Below are 18,227 nucleotides of genomic sequence, written 5' to 3'. Positions count from 1 at the left end.
GCCATGTCCCCCTCAAAGGAAAGAGAGCATGAATAACAAAAGAATTTTAGCATGAATCTACAAATAATGCAAGTCTGTCTCCGTAAATATTTGGACTATAGCTTCTCAATTTGTGAAAAGTCTAGTTCAACCGGGGTTTCTCTACCAAACATGTTTACGTGAACTTTAATTTTTTGCTTATCCATGTCTATGTGTTCAATTGTGCCAGTGAAATTCGAAAATGGCCCATCTGTAACTCGAACACTTTCTTTTAATTCGAAGTCAATCTGCATAACCGGCTCGTCCATACCCATTCGTTTTAAGATGGTATCAACTTCATCCGGCAATAACGGTGTTGGCTTTGTTCCTCCACCACTCGAACCAATAAAACCCGTCACACCAGGAGTGTTACGTACCACATACCAAGAGTCATCGGTCATGATCATTTCAGCTAGCACGTACCCAGGGAATACTTTTTTCTTTACAATCTTTTTCTTCCCATTTTTCATTTCCGCTTCTTCGTCTTCGGGTACTATAACGCGAAAGATCTTGTCCTCCATACCCATTGTTTCTACACGTTTTTCTAAATTCGTTTTGACTTTATTTTCATACCCAGAATATGTATGAACAACATACCAGTTCTTTTCCATTGTATCAGGACAATCTAGTTGTCCTTCCCTCCCTTTGGATATAATAAAATAAAAATTACCACTCAGACCGATTAGAACCACCACCAAGACTTGAAAGCGGTGGTCTACATTGCACTTTTACTTGGCAAAAATATATTTTCTAACTACACAAAAAAACAATACTAAAAAAACCCGTTTTCTCTCCCGGGTTTTTTATTTTACTATATTTATTTACATTATAACATAATCTTAATCTATTTATTCAATAAATCCTTTAAAACAGATTTAATACCAATGTTATGAGTTGATCAATAATCGCGAAGAAAACTGCAACAAATACAACCGTTGAAATAACTGTAATTGTATAACTTGTTAGCTCTTTCCCTTTCGGCCAGCTAACCTTTTTCATTTCACGAGATACATTTTTTAGGAATTTAAACATTTTGTACCCTCCCCAAATTCTACCCGAAGAATGCGCTTATTTCGTTTCGCGATGCAATGTATGTTTTCCACATGTTTTACAGTATTTACGTACTTCTAAACGTGTAGATTGTGTGGATACATTTTTATTCGTAGTATAATTTCTGCTTGAACAAATTGCACACGCTAAAGTAATTTTTTTCGTCATCACTTCACCCCACTAAGGGTTTTCTTTTATAAATGTAGCATGGTTGTCCGACCGTGTCAATGCGACTTTCGGCAACCACATACTCGCCGCTATACTTTTTAAGTATTCACTTCATTGGATGCGAGTAACTGCTCTAATTTCCGTTTTACACGCTGCAGTGCATTATCAACTGATTTTACATGCCTCTTCAATTCATCAGAGATTTCCTGGTAGGATCTACCATCTAAGTATAACTGAAGAACATCCCTTTCGAATTCGCTCAATAATTCAGATAATTTTATTTCCATATCTCCGAACTTTTCTCTGTTTACGAGCAATTCTTGTGGGTCAATTGCTTTTGATCCTGCAATGACATCCAATAATGTACGGTCTGACTCTTCATCATATATAGGCTTGTCCAACGATACATATGAATTTAATGGAATGTGCTTTTGCCTTGTGGCTGTTTTAATGGCTGTAATGATCTGTCTTGTAATACACAACTCAGCAAATGCTTTAAAGGAAGATAGTTTTTCTCCATCATAATCACGTATAGCCTTATAAAGACCAATCATACCTTCCTGAATAATATCTTCTTTATCAGCACCTATTAGAAAATAGGTTCTTGCTTTAGCGCGGACAAAATTTTTGTATTTATCTATCAAAAAATCCAATGCTTGATTATCCCCTTGATGGATCAAGCAAATTATATCATCGTCATCAAGCGTTTGTATTTTTTTATTTTGAAGTATCTTTTGCTTGATGTTCACCTATACTGCCCCCTGACCACACAACTGTAAATATATATTATTATACAGTAAGCGTTTTAATAACTCAACCAAAAGTTTGTACTACAACAGAAGAACACCTTTTTATAAACGTTTTTTCGTTGATGTAGATGTTAAAAGTGAATCTTTACAACGTAATGACCGTTCCAAAAAAAGAAATGCTTTTCTGGAACGGAATTGGAACGAACATCACAATCTATAACAAAGTATTTCGTTTATGAATCCCCTCGACGCCATTTTTCAAATTTTTCTAGAATATCTTTTTCCAAGGCAATCTTAGTTTGTGGACGATTATTTTTGTGTACTTCCACTTTCTCTTCAATTTCCCGTTCAATATTATCCATCTCAATCTGAAGTTCTCTTGCAGATTTACGCAATGCGCCTTGACCAAAAATCGTTCGTTGCTCTGCATAATCAGACGTGGCAACATAAACTTGTGTTTTTATATTTTTGATTTTTCTTACCAACCGTTCGATGCATTCATCAGCAGTTTCTTTTTCTCTCGTATAAATAACCTCTACTTTATATTGTTTCAATTTGCTTTGGAGGCCTCTTACATAATACGCATCAAAAACGATGATAACACGGTGTCCTGAATAAGCCTGGTACTCTGCCATCCATTCAATGAGACGGTCTCTTGCTTGTCCAATATCTTTTTCTTTTAGCCTTCTTAATTCTTCCCAGTCCCCGATTATGTTATATCCATCTACCACTAATACAACCATAATTACTCACCAATTGGATGCCTTTTTCGAAACACCTCATAGAGTAAAAGACCGCAAGCAACTGAAGCATTTAAAGAGGAAACTTTTCCACTCATCGGAAGATTAACAGTCCAATCACATTTATCCCGAACTAACCTACTCATACCTTTCCCTTCATTTCCAATCACAAGTGCGAGCGGCATTGTTCCATCTAATTTTCGATAATCTTCTGTAGCTTCCGCTTCTGTCCCTACGACCCACACATTACGCTGCTTTAGTTCATCAATTGTATTGGCTATATTCGTTACTCGTGCAACTGGTATGTGTTCCATTGCACCAGCTGCTGTTTTAGCTACCGTGGCAGTCAACCCCACCGATCTCCGTTTTGGTATTATCACTCCATGAACGCCTGTTGCATCTGCTGTACGTAAAATAGACCCTAGATTATGCGGATCCTCTAGTTCATCCAATATTATAAAAAACGGATCTTCTTCTCTTTCAGAAGCACGTAAAAACAAATCCTCTACTTCCGCATATTGATAGGAGGCAACATAGGCAATTACTCCTTGATGATTCCCATTTGACAATCGATCTAGCTTATTTTTCGGTACTTTTTGTACAATCGTTCCAGCAGATTTTCCAAGTGAAATCAACTTACCTTGTACATTTGCATTTAATTGTTCTGAAAGCAAAACTTTATTAACAGATCGGCCTGATTTTAATGCTTCCATTACAGGATTTTTTCCGATTATCATCTCTTGATCCACTATTGCTTACTCCCTTCTGTTTGTTGTACCGCTTTATCTAGCAATTCAGCTAATCTTTCCTCATTATTTGATAAGTAGTGGTATCCAATTAGCGCTTCAAATGCCGTACTATAACGATAAGTTTGTACACTTGTGTTCTTGGGAATCGAACCCGATTTTGCATTTCTACCACGTTTAACGATACTTTGTTCCTCATCTGTAAGTATATCCGCTTCTAACCAGTTTAATATAACGCTTGATTGCGCTTTTGCAGATACGAAGGTAACAGCATGCTTGTGCAATTGTTGGGGCTTCACTTGTCCTGTTTTCAATAGGTACTCCCTAACATAAACTTCATAAATTGCATCGCCCATGTAGGCGAGGGCTAGACTTTTCATTTGTTTAACATTCAAATCCATGTTCTAGCCCCTTTTCCAGCGTACACCTTGAGGAGTATCTTCCAAGATAATATTTCGTTCCTTTAAGCTATCTCGAATTTCATCTGCACGAGCAAAATTACGTTCTTTTCGTGCCTCATTCCGTTCTTTAATCAATGCTTCAATTTCTTCATCCAATAATTCATTTTCATCTTGAATTGTAATGCCAAGCACTTGAAGTAGGCTGGCAATTGCTTCTTGAAATGCCTCAATAACTTGTGTAGAGGTTTGATTCGCTTGCAAGTAAACATTCGCTTCCTTCGTTAAATCGAATAATACAGAAATGGCATTGGCAGTGTTAAAGTCATCATCCATTTCCGCTTCAAAGCGGCTTTTAAATGCATTTATTTTCTCTAACCACTCATCTTTATTTTTATCCATATCTGTACTAGTTTCTTTTCGATGCTCTAAATTAGAATAGGCTGTTCTCATTCGCTCTAAACTATTTTTTGCTGATCCTAAGAGCTCCTCGGAAAAATTAATAGGGTTGCGATAATGAACGCTTAGCATAAAGAATCGAACAACTTGCGGGTCATGCTTCTCTATAAGATCTCTCGTTAGAACAAAATTTCCAAGCGACTTCGACATTTTTTCATTATCAATATTAATATATCCATTATGCATCCAATAGTTAGCAAAGGTTTTATCGTTCAAAGCCTCGGATTGAGCTATTTCATTTTCATGGTGAGGGAATGTTAAATCCTGACCACCTGCATGAATGTCAATTGTTTCGCCCAAATATCTTTTCGCCATGGCAGAGCATTCAATATGCCATCCCGGCCTTCCTTTTCCCCAAGGTGAATCCCAGGCAATTTCCCCCTCCTTTGCACCTTTCCATAGAGCAAAGTCCAAAGGGTCTTCCTTCTTCTCACCAACCTGTATTCGAGCACCAGATCGCAATTCATCAATGGATTGATGGGATAGTTTTCCATAAGCATCAAAAGCACGCGGTTTGAAATAAACGTCTCCATCCGCTTCATATGCATATCCCTTTTCTACTAATCCTTCAATAAAAGAAATGATGTCTCCCATCGTTTCTGTAACACGCGGATTATACGTTGCTTTTTTTACTCCCAAGGATTCTACATCCTCTAAATAGGCATCAATAAAACGATTGGCCACTTGAAGGACATCTTCTCCACGTTCATTTGCTGCCTTAATGATTTTATCATCCACATCGGTAAAATTTAATACATAATCGACATGGTAGCCTTTGTATTCAAAATGTCTGCGTACTGTATCAAAAACAATGGCAGGACGGGCATTTCCAATATGAATATAGTTATATACAGTTGGACCACATACATACATACGTACTTTTCCATCTACAATTGGGTTAAATGGTTCCTTCTCACGGGTAACCGTGTTATAAATTGATATTGTCATTTGAATTCCCTTCCTTTAACTTAGCAATTTCCGATTTTAGTGAATTAATTTCCTCTTGTAGTTGTGAACATCTATCTTCAATTGGATCAGGTAGTTTATGGTGATCTAAATCCCTACGAACTTTATAGCCATTTTGTACAACGACTCTACCTGGAATACCAACAACCGTTGAGTGGTCTGGTACATCTTTTAACACGACAGAACCAGCACCTATCTTAGCGCTTGCTCCAATAGTAATAGAACCGAGCACCTTTGCTCCTGATGCGATCAAGGCATTATCCTTAACGGTGGGGTGACGTTTTCCTTTCTCCTTACCTGTTCCACCTAAGGTAACCCCTTGAAAGATCGTGACATTATTTCCTATATTACACGTTTCCCCTATAACTACTCCCATCCCATGATCGATGAAAAGGCGCTTACCAATCGTTGCACCTGGATGAATTTCTATCCCGGTAAAGAACCGACTAATCTGTGATATGGAACGTGCAATAAAGAATAGATTACGTTTATAAAAAGCATGTGCCACCCGATGTGCCCAGACAGCATGCAATCCTGAGTAGGTTAAAATGACTTCTGTATATGTTCTTGCCGCTGGATCCTGTTCAAACACCACATCCATATCTTCTTTCATTCGCTTAAAAAGCCCCATCTCGAACCTCAACCTCCTCCCTAAATAAAAAACGTCTCTGTGTATATGTATACACAGAGACGCCTCTCGCGCGGTTCCACTCTGTTTGAAAGCACAATCCTAGTTCGCACCTTCCAACTTATACTCTGATAACGGTAGAGCGCACAACCGCTGTTATGTACTAAAGGCAATTGCCAACGGTTCCATAACAGACTCCAAGGGGCACTTCAAAGCGGTAGCCTAAAATCACTCTCAGCCGGTGGTGATTCTCTCTGGATAAGCCAATCCGCTTTTACTTTCCCTCTTCAACGTTCCATATTGTATTACTACTATATTATAAATAGAAGATAATGTGAATAAATTAAGCTCCAAGTTCTTTTAAAACGTTATCCAAGCGAGTTAATATAACATCTTTACCTAATAATTCAATGGCAAACGGTAGCTCCGGACCATGTGTTTGTCCAGTGGTCGCAACACGAATAGGCATAAAAAGCTTCTTCCCACGATGCCCAGTTTCTTTCTGTGTTGCTTTTATCTGTGCTTTTATCGTGTCTTTATTAAAGTCGTCCAAATGAATCAGTTTGTCCGTGAATACTTGCAATACTTCTGGCACCTGCTCTTCGGCCAATACTTCTTTTGCGGCTTCATCATACTCAATTTCCTGATTAAAGAACAACTCTGTTAACTCCACGATTTCCTGACCGTAACGTAATTGCTCTTTGTATAAGGAGATCACATTTTCAGCCCAGTTTCGTTTTTCCTCATCCATATCCTCTGAAAGCTTACCCGCTTCAATTAAATGAGGTAAAGTTAATTCAATAACTTTATCTAAGTCAGCAGCTTTAATATACTCATTGTTCATCCACTTCAATTTATGCGCATCAAAAATAGCAGGGGATGTTGATAAACGTTCTGGGTCAAAGATTTTTACAAGTGTGTCTTGGTCAAAAATCTCTTCCTCTCCAACCGGAGACCAACCAAGTAAAGCGATAAAATTAAACAAAGCTTCTGGTAAATAACCTAAGTTATGGTATTGCTCGATAAATTGTAAAATATGTTGATCACGTTTACTTAGTTTTTTCCGCTCTTCGTTTAAGATTAACGTCATATGACCAAATTGCGGTGGTGTCCAATCAAACGCTTCGTAAACCATCATTTGTTTTGGCGTGTTAGAGATATGTTCTTCCCCGCGAAGAACATGTGAAATTTGCATCATATAATCATCAATTGCTACTGCAAAGTTGTACGTCGGAATACCATTTTGCTTTACGATAACCCAATCTCCGAAGTCTTCGGATTCAAACGTAATATTTCCTCGAACAATATCGTTGAAAACGTATGTCTTATTTTCAGGAACGCGGAAACGAATGCTTGGTTTTCTTCCTTCTGCTTCAAATGCTTCAATTTGTTCCGTTGTTAAATCCCGGTGTGCTCCCGAATATTTAGGTGTCTTACCATTTGCTAGCTGTTCTTCACGTTCTTTTTCTAGTTCTTCAGAAGTCATATAGCACTTATAAGCGAGGCCTCGTTCTAGTAGCTCATCAATATACTTCTGGTATATATCCAGACGTTCCATTTGACGATAAGGTCCATAATCACCACCAACATCAGCACCTTCATCCCAATCAACACCAAGCCATTTCAAAAATTTTAACTGACTTTCTTCTCCACCTTCAACATTTCGTTTATCATCGGTATCTTCAATACGAATAATAAATTTACCATCAAAATGCTTTGCATATAAATAATTAAATAATGCTGTACGCGCATTCCCTATATGTAAATGACCTGTGGGGCTTGGCGCATAACGCACACGAACTTCAGTTGACATAAGTCTAATCCTTCCTTTCAAACAACATCATAACATTTATTTCAAGCCTATTAGAGCTAGTTTTACACGCTCTATTATGTACTAATTTAACTAAAATAAAAAGCGATAACAACATGTTATCACTTTTTATATCTATCATTATAAGTTATACCTTTTTTATAGTGCTTTTTCAAGTAATTTTGGTTTTGCAAAAATCATCCGACCAGCAGAAGTTTGTAATACACTCGTTATAAGAACCTCAATTGTTTTACCAATATAGTTTCTTCCCTCTTCTACTACGATCATCGTTCCATCATCCAAATAAGCGATTCCCTGATTTTGCTCTTTTCCGTCTTTAATAACTTGAACCATTAATTCTTCACCTGGTAGTACAACTGGTTTTACGGCATTTGCCAAATCATTAATATTCAATACGGGAACACTTTGCAAATCGCAAACTTTATTTAAATTAAAATCGTTTGTAACAACGATACCATTAATTACTTTTGCTAATTTAATTAGTTTGCTATCAACTTCAGGAATGTCTTCAAAGTCACCCTCGTAAATCTCTACTTTTACAGGAAGTTCCTTTTGAATTCGATTAAGCACATCTAAGCCTCGGCGTCCTCTATTCCTTTTCAGAACATCTGAAGAATCCGCTATATGCTGTAATTCTCCCAACACAAACTGCGGAATAATAATGGTTCCTTCCAGAAAACTTGTTTGACAAATATCTGCAATACGACCATCTATAATAACACTGGTATCTAGAATCTTCGGTTTAGGAACTAAAGTATCATTGCTTTCTTGGTCATTACTCACGCGTTTTTTATCTCGTTCCTTCTTATTGATATTCAGTAAACTAACAAATTCATCACGGCGTCTAAAGCCAACTTGGAAACCAAAATACCCTAATAAAATAGTAATAAATAGCGGAATCACCTGTGATACAAACTCAATATTAATATACTGCAAAGGGATATTCATTAAGTAAGCTATCACAAGACCCATGATTAGTCCTAAACTACCAAAAAACAAATCACCAACCGGTAGTTTTACCAACCCTTCTTCGATCCATCGCAGAAAATCTACAATGTAATCTACCAACCAATACGAAACGAAAAATAATATAATTGCACCTAAAATTGTTCCTAAATATGGGGATGCTACCCATGCTGCATCAGTAAAATCCAATAAATGAATGATGTCTGGTACATATAAATATCCAATGGTACCGCCTGTTATAATAAAAAACAGATGTACAATTTTTTTCAGCACCACCCTCACCTCCTATCCATTATTATTACCTATTCCATAAAATAATAACCATTATTTTCAAATTAAAAACTAGTACAATCTAAATAATAGCACAGCTGATCGTAACAATCAATTGAGTAAACAAAAAATTTTACCACACTGAAATGACAATGTCAATTAAATTTGGCCAAATTTCGACATTTTTCTAGCAAATGAATCTCAAAGCTTCCTTTTATCTAGCTAAACCTACTTCTAATGCCTCTTTCACAGTATTCACACCAATTACTTGAATTCCTGTTGGTGTCGTCCATCCATCTAGGTTATTTTGTGGACAAATCACGCGTTTGAACCCAAGTTTTGCCGCTTCTTGCACTCGTTGTTCAATTCGTGATACACGACGGATCTCCCCCGTCAATCCTACTTCACCAATAAAAATATCCTCAGGCCTTGTCGGTTGATCACGAAAACTTGACGTAATACTAACTGCAATAGCTAGATCAATAGCTGGCTCATCTAATTTTACTCCACCAGCTACTTTAATATATGCATCTGATGTTTGTAACATTAATCCAACTCGTTTTTCTAGTACAGCCATTAATAACGGGACACGATTATGATCAATTCCCGTTGCCATTCTACGTGGATTACCAAAGCTTGTTGGTGATATTAACGCTTGAATTTCAACTAGTACAGGTCTTGTTCCTTCCATGGAAGCAACAACGGTAGAACCAGAAGCCCCCTCTGAACGCTCTTCTAAAAAGATTTCGGAAGGATTCATTACTTCTCGTAATCCTTCTTCTTTCATTTCAAAAATACCCATTTCATTAGTACTACCAAACCTATTTTTTACACCCCGTAAAATACGATAGGTGTGGTGTCTTTCCCCTTCAAAGTATAAGACAGCATCAACCATATGCTCCAATAATCTTGGTCCAGCAATTGCTCCTTCTTTCGTCACATGTCCAACTATAAATATTGGAATACCACTTGTTTTAGCAATTCGCATTAACTCACTTGTACACTCTCTAACTTGAGATACACTTCCTGGTGCACTAGAAATCTCTTCACGAAAAATCGTTTGTATCGAGTCAATGACTACGAAGGAAGGCTTTAATTGTTCAATATGATTGGTAATATCCAATAAATTCGTTTCCGATAATACATAGAGCGAATCCGATTTAATTCCTAACCGATCTGCTCTTAGCTTGGTTTGCTTAGGTGACTCCTCTCCAGAAATATATAAAACATTTAACTGTTTATTTGCTAGTTGAGAAGATACTTGAAGCAGCAATGTAGATTTTCCGATCCCAGGGTCCCCACCAATCAGAGCTAAAGACCCTGCAACGATTCCGCCACCAAGCACACGATTGAATTCTTTTAGATCAGTTGTTACCCTTGGTTCCTTTTTTGATTCTATCGCCGATATTTTTTCTGGTTTACTCCCTGAAGTTGTAACACCACTGAATGTTTGTCTGCCTTTCGTAGTGGACACTTCCAATTCCTCTACTAACGTATTCCAATTATTGCAGCCCGGGCATTTTCCCATCCACTTAGCTGATTCATATCCACAATCTTGACAAACATATTTTGTTTTTCGCTTTGCCATCTTCCCACCTCTTTCAGTCATGTAAACCCAGTTGTTGCTGCTTCGCTAAACTGTATATCAGTTTCAACAAATTGTCTATCTTGTCTTGATAATGCTAAAATATTTTCATCGATCAGCGTTTTACCTTCTAACTCTATTATATACGATCGAGATAACATATAGGTTACAGACTTCTATCAATTCATTTTATTTTTCCCTTATTTTTGCCACATACTGCAATTGTAGCATGGGATCTTTGCATGTTGACGATAGAATGACTTCCACTAGGAACAGAACAAACTATTCATTAGCAATACCTATTGAAAAAACTAGAAAGGTGGTTCCTTTCTAGTTTTTCAGAAAATAGAATGCTGATTTTTTACGGAAGAATGATAAATTCTCCCTTATTATTTAGACCAATTTTAACTTTTTGTCCTATTGAAATTGTTCCTTTTAACAGTTCTTCCGACATCAAGTCCTCTACATTCTTTTGTATGGATCGACGTAATGGTCTTGCTCCATATTCAGGGTCAAACCCTTCGTTTGCAATTTTTTCAATTGCTTTATCCGTTAAGGTAAACTCAACATCTTGACCTTTCAATCGTTTTTGTAGCTGTTGAATCATTAACGTTACAATATCTTTCATATGTTCTTTTTCAAGTGAGTGGAAGACGATGGTTTCATCGATACGGTTCAAAAACTCAGGACGGAATGCTTTTTTCAATTCACCCATAACTTTTGACTTCATATCACTATAGGCTTTTCCTTCCTCTTCTAAGTTAAAGCCGACATGCTTGTTACGTTTCAATTCACTTGCTCCAACATTGGAGGTCATAATTAATACCGTATTGCGAAAATCAACAACTCTACCTTTCGAATCCGTTAACCGTCCATCCTCTAATACTTGCAGAAGAATGTTAAACACTTCTGGATGGGCTTTCTCCACTTCATCTAATAGTACAACAGAATATGGTTTCCTACGTACTTTTTCCGTTAATTGGCCACCTTCATCATACCCTACATAGCCTGGAGGCGATCCAACCAAACGGGAAGTCGAGTGTTTCTCCATGTATTCAGACATATCTATTCGAATCATTGCCTCTTCATCAGCAAACATCGCTTCGGCTAATGCACGGGCTAACTCGGTTTTCCCTACCCCTGTTGGTCCTAAGAAGATAAAGGAACCAATTGGACGCTTAGGATCTTTTAGTCCGGCACGTGCTCTTCGAATCGCCTTGGACACGGCTTTAACTGCCTCTTCTTGACCAATCACCCGGTCATGTAATACATTTTCCAAGTTTAATAGTCGTTCACTTTCATCTTTGGTTAATTTAGATACAGGTACTCCAGTCCATGTAGAAACAACACTAGCAATATCCTCTACATGTACCTGCGAATCCTCTTGACCTTGTTTCTCTTTCCAAGCATTTTTGGTTGTATCTAATTGTTCCCGTAATCTTTGCTCAGAATCACGTAATGACGCAGCTTTCTCAAACTCTTGTGATTGAACGGCAGCATCTTTTTCTTTACGTACTTCCTCAAGCTTTTCTTCTAATTCTTTCAGATTAGGTGGTACTGTATACGAGCGTAATCGAACCTTTGATCCAGCCTCATCGATTAAATCAATTGCTTTATCTGGTAAGAATCGATCCGTTATATAACGATCAGATAAAGTTGCCGCAGCTTCCATTGCCTCATCTGTAATCGTTACACGATGATGTGCCTCATATCGATCCCGTAACCCACTTAAAATTTGAATGGTTTCTTCTACAGTCGGCTCATCTACTTGAATTGGTTGAAAACGACGTTCTAATGCTGCATCCTTCTCAATATACTTGCGGTACTCATCCAACGTTGTTGCACCAATACATTGCAATTCTCCACGTGCAAGTGATGGTTTTAAAATATTGGACGCATCAATTGCACCCTCTGCTCCACCTGCTCCGATAAGTGTGTGCAACTCGTCAATAAATAAGATGATATTACCCGCTTGGCGAATTTCCTCCATGACTTTTTTCAACCGATCCTCAAACTCGCCACGGTATTTTGTTCCTGCAACAACCGTTCCCATATCCAGTGTCATGACACGCTTTTCTCGTAACGTTTCAGGAACTTCATTTTGTACAATCTGCTGTGCCAGTCCTTCTGCAACAGCCGTTTTACCAACACCCGGTTCACCAATTAAGACAGGGTTATTTTTCGTACGTCTACTTAAAACTTGGATCACTCGTTCAATTTCCTGACTGCGACCAATAACAGGATCCACATTGCCTTCCTTCGCACTTGCCGTTAAATCTCTTGCCAAGGAATCTAATGTAGGCGTATTAGCACTGGATGTTTGCCCACGTCCTTGTCTTCCTGCTTGTGATTCATTACTTCCTAAAAGCTGTAATACTTGTTGTCTTGCTTTATTTAAGCTTACACCGAGATTATTTAGTACCCGTGCAGCAACTCCTTCTCCTTCGCGAATTAACCCTAATAATATATGCTCCGTACCAACATAGGAATGTCCTAATTTTCTAGCTTCATCCTGTGATAACTCCACTACCTTTTTCGCTCTTGGGGTATAATGGATCGTTTGCATCGGCTGTTTTCCAACACCGATTAGCTTTTCCACTTCCTCTTGAATTTTAGATACTTCTAATCCAAGCGACTCAAGAGCTTTTGCAGCTATTCCTTCTCCTTCACGGACAAGACCTAGAAGTATATGTTCTGTACCAATATTATTATGCCCCAGTCGTACAGCTTCTTCTTGAGACAATGCTAATACTTTTTGTGCTCTTTCTGTAAAACGTCCAAACATCATATAGCTTTTCCTCCTATTTTTCCTCTAATAGTAGCCTTTCCCTAATTAATGTTGCTCGTAACACATCACGTTCATTTGCTGACAATGTTTTTTTGGCATAATGTTGGAGAAAGCCTGGTTGTGTTAATACCATTAATTCATTAAGTATATTACGTGAAATGTTTTTTATGATTTCTAAATCAATCCCTAGTCGAACATTAGACAAACAACTAGCTGCTTCTTTTGATTCAATAATTCTACTATATTTCAATACACCTAAAGACCGGAAGATACGATCTTCTAACTTTGTGCTTGATTGTTCCATTAATCTAGTACGCGCTTTACGCTCGTGTTCAATTAATTGTTTAACGACACTCTCGAGATCTTCAATAATATCCTCTTCCGTTTTCCCTAACGTAATTTGGTTGGAAATTTGAAACAGATTGCCTACTGCTTCACTCCCCTCCCCATAAATCCCTCTCACAACAAGACCGAATTGGTTAATCGCCGGCATCATTCGATTAATTTGCTTCGTTAAGGCAAGCGCTGGTAGATGCATCATTACAGAAGCTCTCATACCTGTTCCAACATTCGTCGGGCAACTTGTCAAAAAGCCTCTCGTTTCATCAAAAGCATAATTTATCTTTTCTTCTAACCAGTCATCAAATTCAAATGCCTTCGTTAGTGCCTTTGATAGTTGTAGCCCTGGAAAATAAAGCTGCATACGTATGTGATCTTCTTCATTAATCATTACGGACACTTGTTCATCCTTCGAAATCATGGTAGCGGCTGCATCTGCATTCTTTGCAAGCAAAGGACTAATTAAATGCTTCTCTACAAGTACACGCTTTTCTACCGAGGATAATTCTTTAATCGGAAAAAATTCAAATTCATCTAAGTCTTGAAAAGTTGCATGTTCATATTCCTTCTTAAAAAAGTCCCGAATCTCCTCTAAATCCTTCACATCAGCTATAATTGGAAACTTACTATCTGCTAAGTTCCGAGCCAAACGAATTCTACTACTTAAGACAATATCACTATCAGGCCCTTCTTCTCTCATCCAAGGACTAATTGCTTCATTCATAAAGTGCTGGAGTGTCATTGATTATCACCCGCTTCTTTATTTTGGATTTGCTTTTCTAAATCCTTAATCTTATCCCTAACCGTTGCAGCTTCTTCAAAAGCTTCATTAACGATTAAATTTTGTAGTTCCTGTTTATAGGTTTCTACTTGTTTTTTTAAATGTAAGTCTCCACCTTTTCGTTTCGGAATTTTTCCATGATGCTTAGAGTTACCGCTATGAACACGACGAAAAATCGGATCAAGATGTGTCGCAAATGTATGGTAGCACTCTGCACATCCAAATTTACCTACCCGTTTAAATTCCGAAAAGGTCATATTACATTTTGAACACTGTAATTCCTTGACCTGTTGAAATTGAGAACCTTGAGGGGTTTTCATCTGTGATGAATCAAAATTAAATAATCCCGTTAATAAGTTATGAAGTGAATAACCATCTTCTGGATATGACATATAGCCTTTTTCTTTCGCACAAACCTCACACAGCTGAACCTCCGTTTTATTGCCATTGATTACTTGTGTGAAATGAAGGGTAGCTTGGCGCTTTTGGCATTCTTGACATTGCATCTATGTTCTCCCCCTTTTATATAAAAATAGGACAACTGCCTCTTCTTCCTAAAACAGTATTGTACATTTTACGATCTAAAAATAAGAACTACTTATTTAAATATTTTAAGGTTGTTAGCATGCTTGTTAGCACTCGTGCTCTAACCTCGTCTCGAATCGGAAGCTTTAACCCTATCGTATTTCGATCAATTGCACTGACCATAATTTTCGCTTCTCTTTCTGTTACTAATTTTTCCTCTAATAACCGTTCCAAAACATCTATAGATGCCTGTTGTGTTACCGTGGGGTTTATTAACTTAATAATTTCATCAATTAATTCTGATTTATCTTGGTGTTTGATCCGAATAATCCGAATATATCCGCCACCACCACGTTTGCTTTCAACAATATATCCTTTTTCCATTGTAAAACGTGTATTAATCACATAGTTAATTTGTGATGGTACACATTTAAATTGATCAGCAATTTCGCTTCGCTTTATTTCTATTACATCTTGTCCTTTTGATTGTAGGACGTTTTTTAAATACTGTTCAATAATGTCAGATATATTACTCATCATCTAACCTCCCTATTCCCAAAAAACCATATGAACTAACCCATTTTACTTACTATCCTTTGACTTTGACTATCTTTGACTATGCACTTATTATACGTTAAAAAAGTATTAATGCCAAATATCTTACCCGTAATATTCTTGACAAATAATTAAAAATAAAAACACTTTATTGATGGAATCATGAAAAAACCGCACTTAAACAGTAACGGTCCCTTCCATATTACTATGTTCTTTCACTTATATTCTTTACATTATTTACTTGAGATAATGCTTCAAAAAACGAAATTTGATCTAAATTTTTATCGCGCTCAATTTTTATAAAAATACTACGTAAATCATTTTCTACTTTTACGATTTCAACCTTTTTAATAGTTACATGGAACGTTTCAATTACAGATACAATTTCATGGATTGCTAAATTGGGTAAGGCAACTATTTCAATAACTGTTGACTTATGACCTTTCCTAAATAGGTTTTCAAAATTATTAAGAAAAACTAGGCTCAATAAGATTAATATAGTTGTAAATAAGGCGGTTGCATACATTCCAACTCCGACTACTAACCCTAACCCCGCAACTGCCCATATTGAAGCTGCTGTTGTTAGACCACGTATTGTTCCACCATAAACGATAATTGTACCTGCACCTAAAAAGCCTATCCCGCTAATAACATAGGATGGAATTCTAGCAGGGTCAAATCTTACATTATCATGTTCATCGATAAAGGCATCGAAGCCAAATATAGACAATACCATCATTAAACAAGAACCTACACCGACTAAAATATGTGTTCGAAACCCCGCGGAGTGGTTTTTTAACTCTCTTTCAAACCCTATAAGTCCGGATAAAACCAATGCAATAAGAACACGAACGATTATAAGAAGAAAGTTATCATCAATCATGTCATTAAAAAATCCTTCCAATGTGCAACCTCCTTCTCCTTGATAAGTTTACAATAATTCGAACAATTTAAATAGTATATTACTAAATTTCTAATTGAATTAAAAGTGATACTATGTAATACTATGAAAAATCATTTAATTTAGAATGGCAATTCAAAGTTAATCTACAATAAGTGGAGGTTTTCTTCATCCACCACTTAACCTCCTGGTTTTATTTCCTAGGTTTGAAGTAGGATTAATGCCAGTTATATGCAAGATAAAATAATCTACTAAAAAATTTCATTAGTATAAGTAATTCCGACCTATATAGAGTATCACTACATTTAAAGAAATACACGATGATTAAAGGAGTTGTTGTATGATATGAGTGATCAATGGTTACATTGGGCAAGAAGAATCCAGGCCCTTGCACAGTCAGGTATGGCATTCTCCAAAGATGAATTTGATAAAGAACGATACCAAGAGCTAAGAGATATCAGTGTAGAGATAATGTCTAACTACTCAGATTTAGAAATTTGTTCCGTGAAAAATCTATTTGCATCTGAAGAAGGTTACCAAACTCCAAAGCTTGATGTTCGTGGCGTGGTTTTTAGTAATGATCAACTATTACTTGTAAAAGAAAAATTAGACAACAAATGGTCATTACCTGGAGGGTTTTGTGAAGTGGGTTTATCACCTGCTGAGAATTGTGTAAAGGAAATCAAAGAAGAAGCTGGATTCGACGTTACCCCAATAAAACTACTCGCACTGCATGATAATAACAAGCAATCCCACCCACCAGATGCTTATCATTACTATAAGTGTTTTATTCAGTGCAAGATTAATAATGGAAAAGCTTCAGGAGGATTAGAAACAAATGAAGCTAAGTTCTTTAGTCGAAATAATTTACCTCCATTGTCTACTAGAAGAAATACAGAAACGCAAATTTTAGAGATGTTTTCCTTTTTAAAAGAAAACCGTAAGGAGAGCTTGTTTGATTAATACTAGAACAGAAGGTTAGGCCCGTATTTACTATACTATGTACTTTAATATAAGAACAGAGTAGCCGGTAATTAAGTAGCCTATCGATGTTTTTCTCAGAGGATCAATTAGTTTACTGTCTTAACTCCTAAAGTTGGTGGTTACTATCACGATAAGGTATACCTACAACTATACCTTTGGCAAGTCTAGTAGTCCATATATATTCTTTAGCTTACGGAGGCTTTGGGAGGCTTTGGAAGGCTTTAAGATTACTTTTCACAAAAAAGATAAAGTTTTAATAATGAATTTTCCTACCAATGATTTATGGTTCTACGTCAAATGTTGGGATAGGAGTGCACACTCCTATCCCTTATCCTACTTGAAGGTCTAAATCTTTATATTGATGGTGTAGTAATACACGTAACCTTAATCGATCATATCGTTTAAAGCCAAATGCATTTCATTTAATAACTTTAGTTTGAATATTCATCCCTTCCACAAATCCATTGTTATAGCCAAAGGCAAAGCTATTCAAAACCTCTGGTTGCCAATTTTTAAGTGTGCCGATTGCTTGGATAAACTCATCCATTCCTGACTTTTCTACTTGGTTGTAAAAGTGGTATAGATCTTGTTTTATCTCACCTAAATCTTTTGTTCCATTCTTTGCTTCATCAGACCAGGAGCGAAATGCCTCTTTCAAACCATATGCTGTTCGTAGGTCCTCTGATAAACCTAAATACCTTTCTAAATACCAATGTTGCTTATCGGTTAGCTCTTCGTATCGTTTGTAGAAAATATGTTTCATTCGCTTGCACTTCTTAC

General features: G+C 36.9%; 19 protein-coding genes, 1 pseudogene and 1 other annotated feature. Of the genes and pseudogenes, 1 reads left to right on the top strand and 19 read right to left on the bottom strand.

Annotated elements, in window-relative coordinates; all coding sequences use genetic code 11:
• Window positions 1-95: 95 nt before the first annotated feature.
• From nusG to BMX40_RS17280, 18 genes are all read right to left on the bottom strand, one after another.
• Complete coding sequence (gene nusG, locus BMX40_RS17360) at window positions 96-629, bottom strand: transcription termination/antitermination protein NusG (RefSeq protein WP_090872322.1); 534 nt, start codon at window positions 627-629, stop codon at window positions 96-98.
• Between the two features lie 253 nt (window positions 630-882).
• Window positions 883-1,050 (bottom strand): preprotein translocase subunit SecE, encoded by a 168-nt coding sequence (gene secE / locus BMX40_RS17355; protein WP_090872320.1) that lies wholly within the window; start codon window positions 1,048-1,050, stop codon window positions 883-885.
• 36 nt (window positions 1,051-1,086) lie between these two features.
• On the bottom strand, window positions 1,087-1,236 hold the full coding sequence (gene rpmG / locus BMX40_RS17350) for a 50S ribosomal protein L33 (RefSeq protein ID WP_090872317.1): 150 nt from the start codon (window positions 1,234-1,236) through the stop codon (window positions 1,087-1,089).
• A 98-nt stretch (window positions 1,237-1,334) separates the two neighbouring features.
• The gene (gene sigH / locus BMX40_RS17345; protein ID WP_090872315.1) at window positions 1,335-1,985 is read right to left on the bottom strand and encodes an RNA polymerase sporulation sigma factor SigH; all 651 of its coding nucleotides are present in this window, start codon (window positions 1,983-1,985) and stop codon (window positions 1,335-1,337) included.
• Between the two features lie 233 nt (window positions 1,986-2,218).
• The gene (locus BMX40_RS17340) at window positions 2,219-2,728 is read right to left on the bottom strand and encodes an NYN domain-containing protein (RefSeq protein ID WP_090872313.1); all 510 of its coding nucleotides are present in this window, start codon (window positions 2,726-2,728) and stop codon (window positions 2,219-2,221) included.
• Window positions 2,729-2,730: 2 nt separating this feature from the next.
• Entirely contained in the window at window positions 2,731-3,474 is a 744-nt protein-coding gene (gene rlmB, locus BMX40_RS17335; RefSeq protein WP_090872311.1) for a 23S rRNA (guanosine(2251)-2'-O)-methyltransferase RlmB, read from the bottom strand.
• The gene (locus BMX40_RS17330) at window positions 3,474-3,872 is read right to left on the bottom strand and encodes a Mini-ribonuclease 3 (RefSeq protein WP_090872309.1); all 399 of its coding nucleotides are present in this window, start codon (window positions 3,870-3,872) and stop codon (window positions 3,474-3,476) included. The genes rlmB and BMX40_RS17330 overlap by 1 nt, the downstream gene beginning before the upstream one ends.
• Before the next feature lie 3 nt (window positions 3,873-3,875).
• The gene (gene cysS, locus BMX40_RS17325; RefSeq protein ID WP_090872307.1) at window positions 3,876-5,276 is read right to left on the bottom strand and encodes a cysteine--tRNA ligase; all 1,401 of its coding nucleotides are present in this window, start codon (window positions 5,274-5,276) and stop codon (window positions 3,876-3,878) included.
• Window positions 5,257-5,925, bottom strand: coding sequence for a serine O-acetyltransferase (gene cysE, locus BMX40_RS17320; protein ID WP_090872305.1), 669 nt, complete (start codon window positions 5,923-5,925; stop codon window positions 5,257-5,259). The genes cysS and cysE overlap by 20 nt, the downstream gene beginning before the upstream one ends.
• A 52-nt stretch (window positions 5,926-5,977) precedes the next feature.
• Window positions 5,978-6,222 (bottom strand) — a binding site (T-box leader).
• Between the two features lie 43 nt (window positions 6,223-6,265).
• The gene (gene gltX, locus BMX40_RS17315) at window positions 6,266-7,735 is read right to left on the bottom strand and encodes a glutamate--tRNA ligase (protein WP_090872303.1); all 1,470 of its coding nucleotides are present in this window, start codon (window positions 7,733-7,735) and stop codon (window positions 6,266-6,268) included.
• A 156-nt stretch (window positions 7,736-7,891) separates the two neighbouring features.
• A complete protein-coding gene (locus BMX40_RS17310) occupies window positions 7,892-8,992 on the bottom strand; it encodes a PIN/TRAM domain-containing protein (protein ID WP_090872300.1) in 1,101 nt (366 codons plus the stop codon).
• Between the two features lie 211 nt (window positions 8,993-9,203).
• Window positions 9,204-10,577, bottom strand: a complete 1,374-nt coding sequence (gene radA, locus BMX40_RS17305) for a DNA repair protein RadA (protein ID WP_090872298.1) — start codon at window positions 10,575-10,577, stop codon at window positions 9,204-9,206.
• Between the two features lie 17 nt (window positions 10,578-10,594).
• Window positions 10,595-10,735: a hypothetical protein gene (locus BMX40_RS20425; protein ID WP_170840840.1), complete on the bottom strand. Its 141-nt coding sequence runs from the start codon at window positions 10,733-10,735 to the stop codon at window positions 10,595-10,597.
• Between the two features lie 200 nt (window positions 10,736-10,935).
• Window positions 10,936-13,362 (bottom strand): ATP-dependent protease ATP-binding subunit ClpC, encoded by a 2,427-nt coding sequence (gene clpC / locus BMX40_RS17300; RefSeq protein WP_090872297.1) that lies wholly within the window; start codon window positions 13,360-13,362, stop codon window positions 10,936-10,938.
• Between the two features lie 13 nt (window positions 13,363-13,375).
• On the bottom strand, window positions 13,376-14,443 hold the full coding sequence (mcsB, locus tag BMX40_RS17295) for a protein-arginine kinase McsB (protein ID WP_090872295.1): 1,068 nt from the start codon (window positions 14,441-14,443) through the stop codon (window positions 13,376-13,378).
• Window positions 14,440-14,988, bottom strand: coding sequence for a protein-arginine kinase activator protein McsA (gene mcsA / locus BMX40_RS17290; RefSeq protein WP_090872293.1), 549 nt, complete (start codon window positions 14,986-14,988; stop codon window positions 14,440-14,442). Before mcsA ends, mcsB begins: the two co-directional genes overlap by 4 nt.
• 88 nt (window positions 14,989-15,076) lie before the next feature.
• Entirely contained in the window at window positions 15,077-15,544 is a 468-nt protein-coding gene (locus BMX40_RS17285) for a CtsR family transcriptional regulator (RefSeq protein WP_090872290.1), read from the bottom strand.
• Window positions 15,545-15,767: 223 nt separating this feature from the next.
• Entirely contained in the window at window positions 15,768-16,445 is a 678-nt protein-coding gene (locus tag BMX40_RS17280; protein ID WP_090872418.1) for an MgtC/SapB family protein, read from the bottom strand.
• Between the two features lie 363 nt (window positions 16,446-16,808).
• On the opposite strand from BMX40_RS17280, the gene BMX40_RS17275 reads away from it, so the two are divergent.
• The gene (locus tag BMX40_RS17275; RefSeq protein WP_090872288.1) at window positions 16,809-17,426 is read left to right on the top strand and encodes an NUDIX hydrolase; all 618 of its coding nucleotides are present in this window, start codon (window positions 16,809-16,811) and stop codon (window positions 17,424-17,426) included.
• 349 nt (window positions 17,427-17,775) lie between these two features.
• Here the strand turns inward: BMX40_RS17275 and BMX40_RS17270 are convergent.
• A pseudogene (locus BMX40_RS17270) lies at window positions 17,776-18,227 on the bottom strand (ISL3 family transposase); the annotation flags it as partial.

It is taken from the genome of Oceanobacillus limi (assembly GCF_900111445.1).
Lineage (GTDB): Bacteria > Bacillota > Bacilli > Bacillales > Amphibacillaceae > Ornithinibacillus > Ornithinibacillus limi.
Note: the sequence above shows the minus strand (reverse complement) of the source record. Positions and strands in the feature narration are given on the sequence as shown.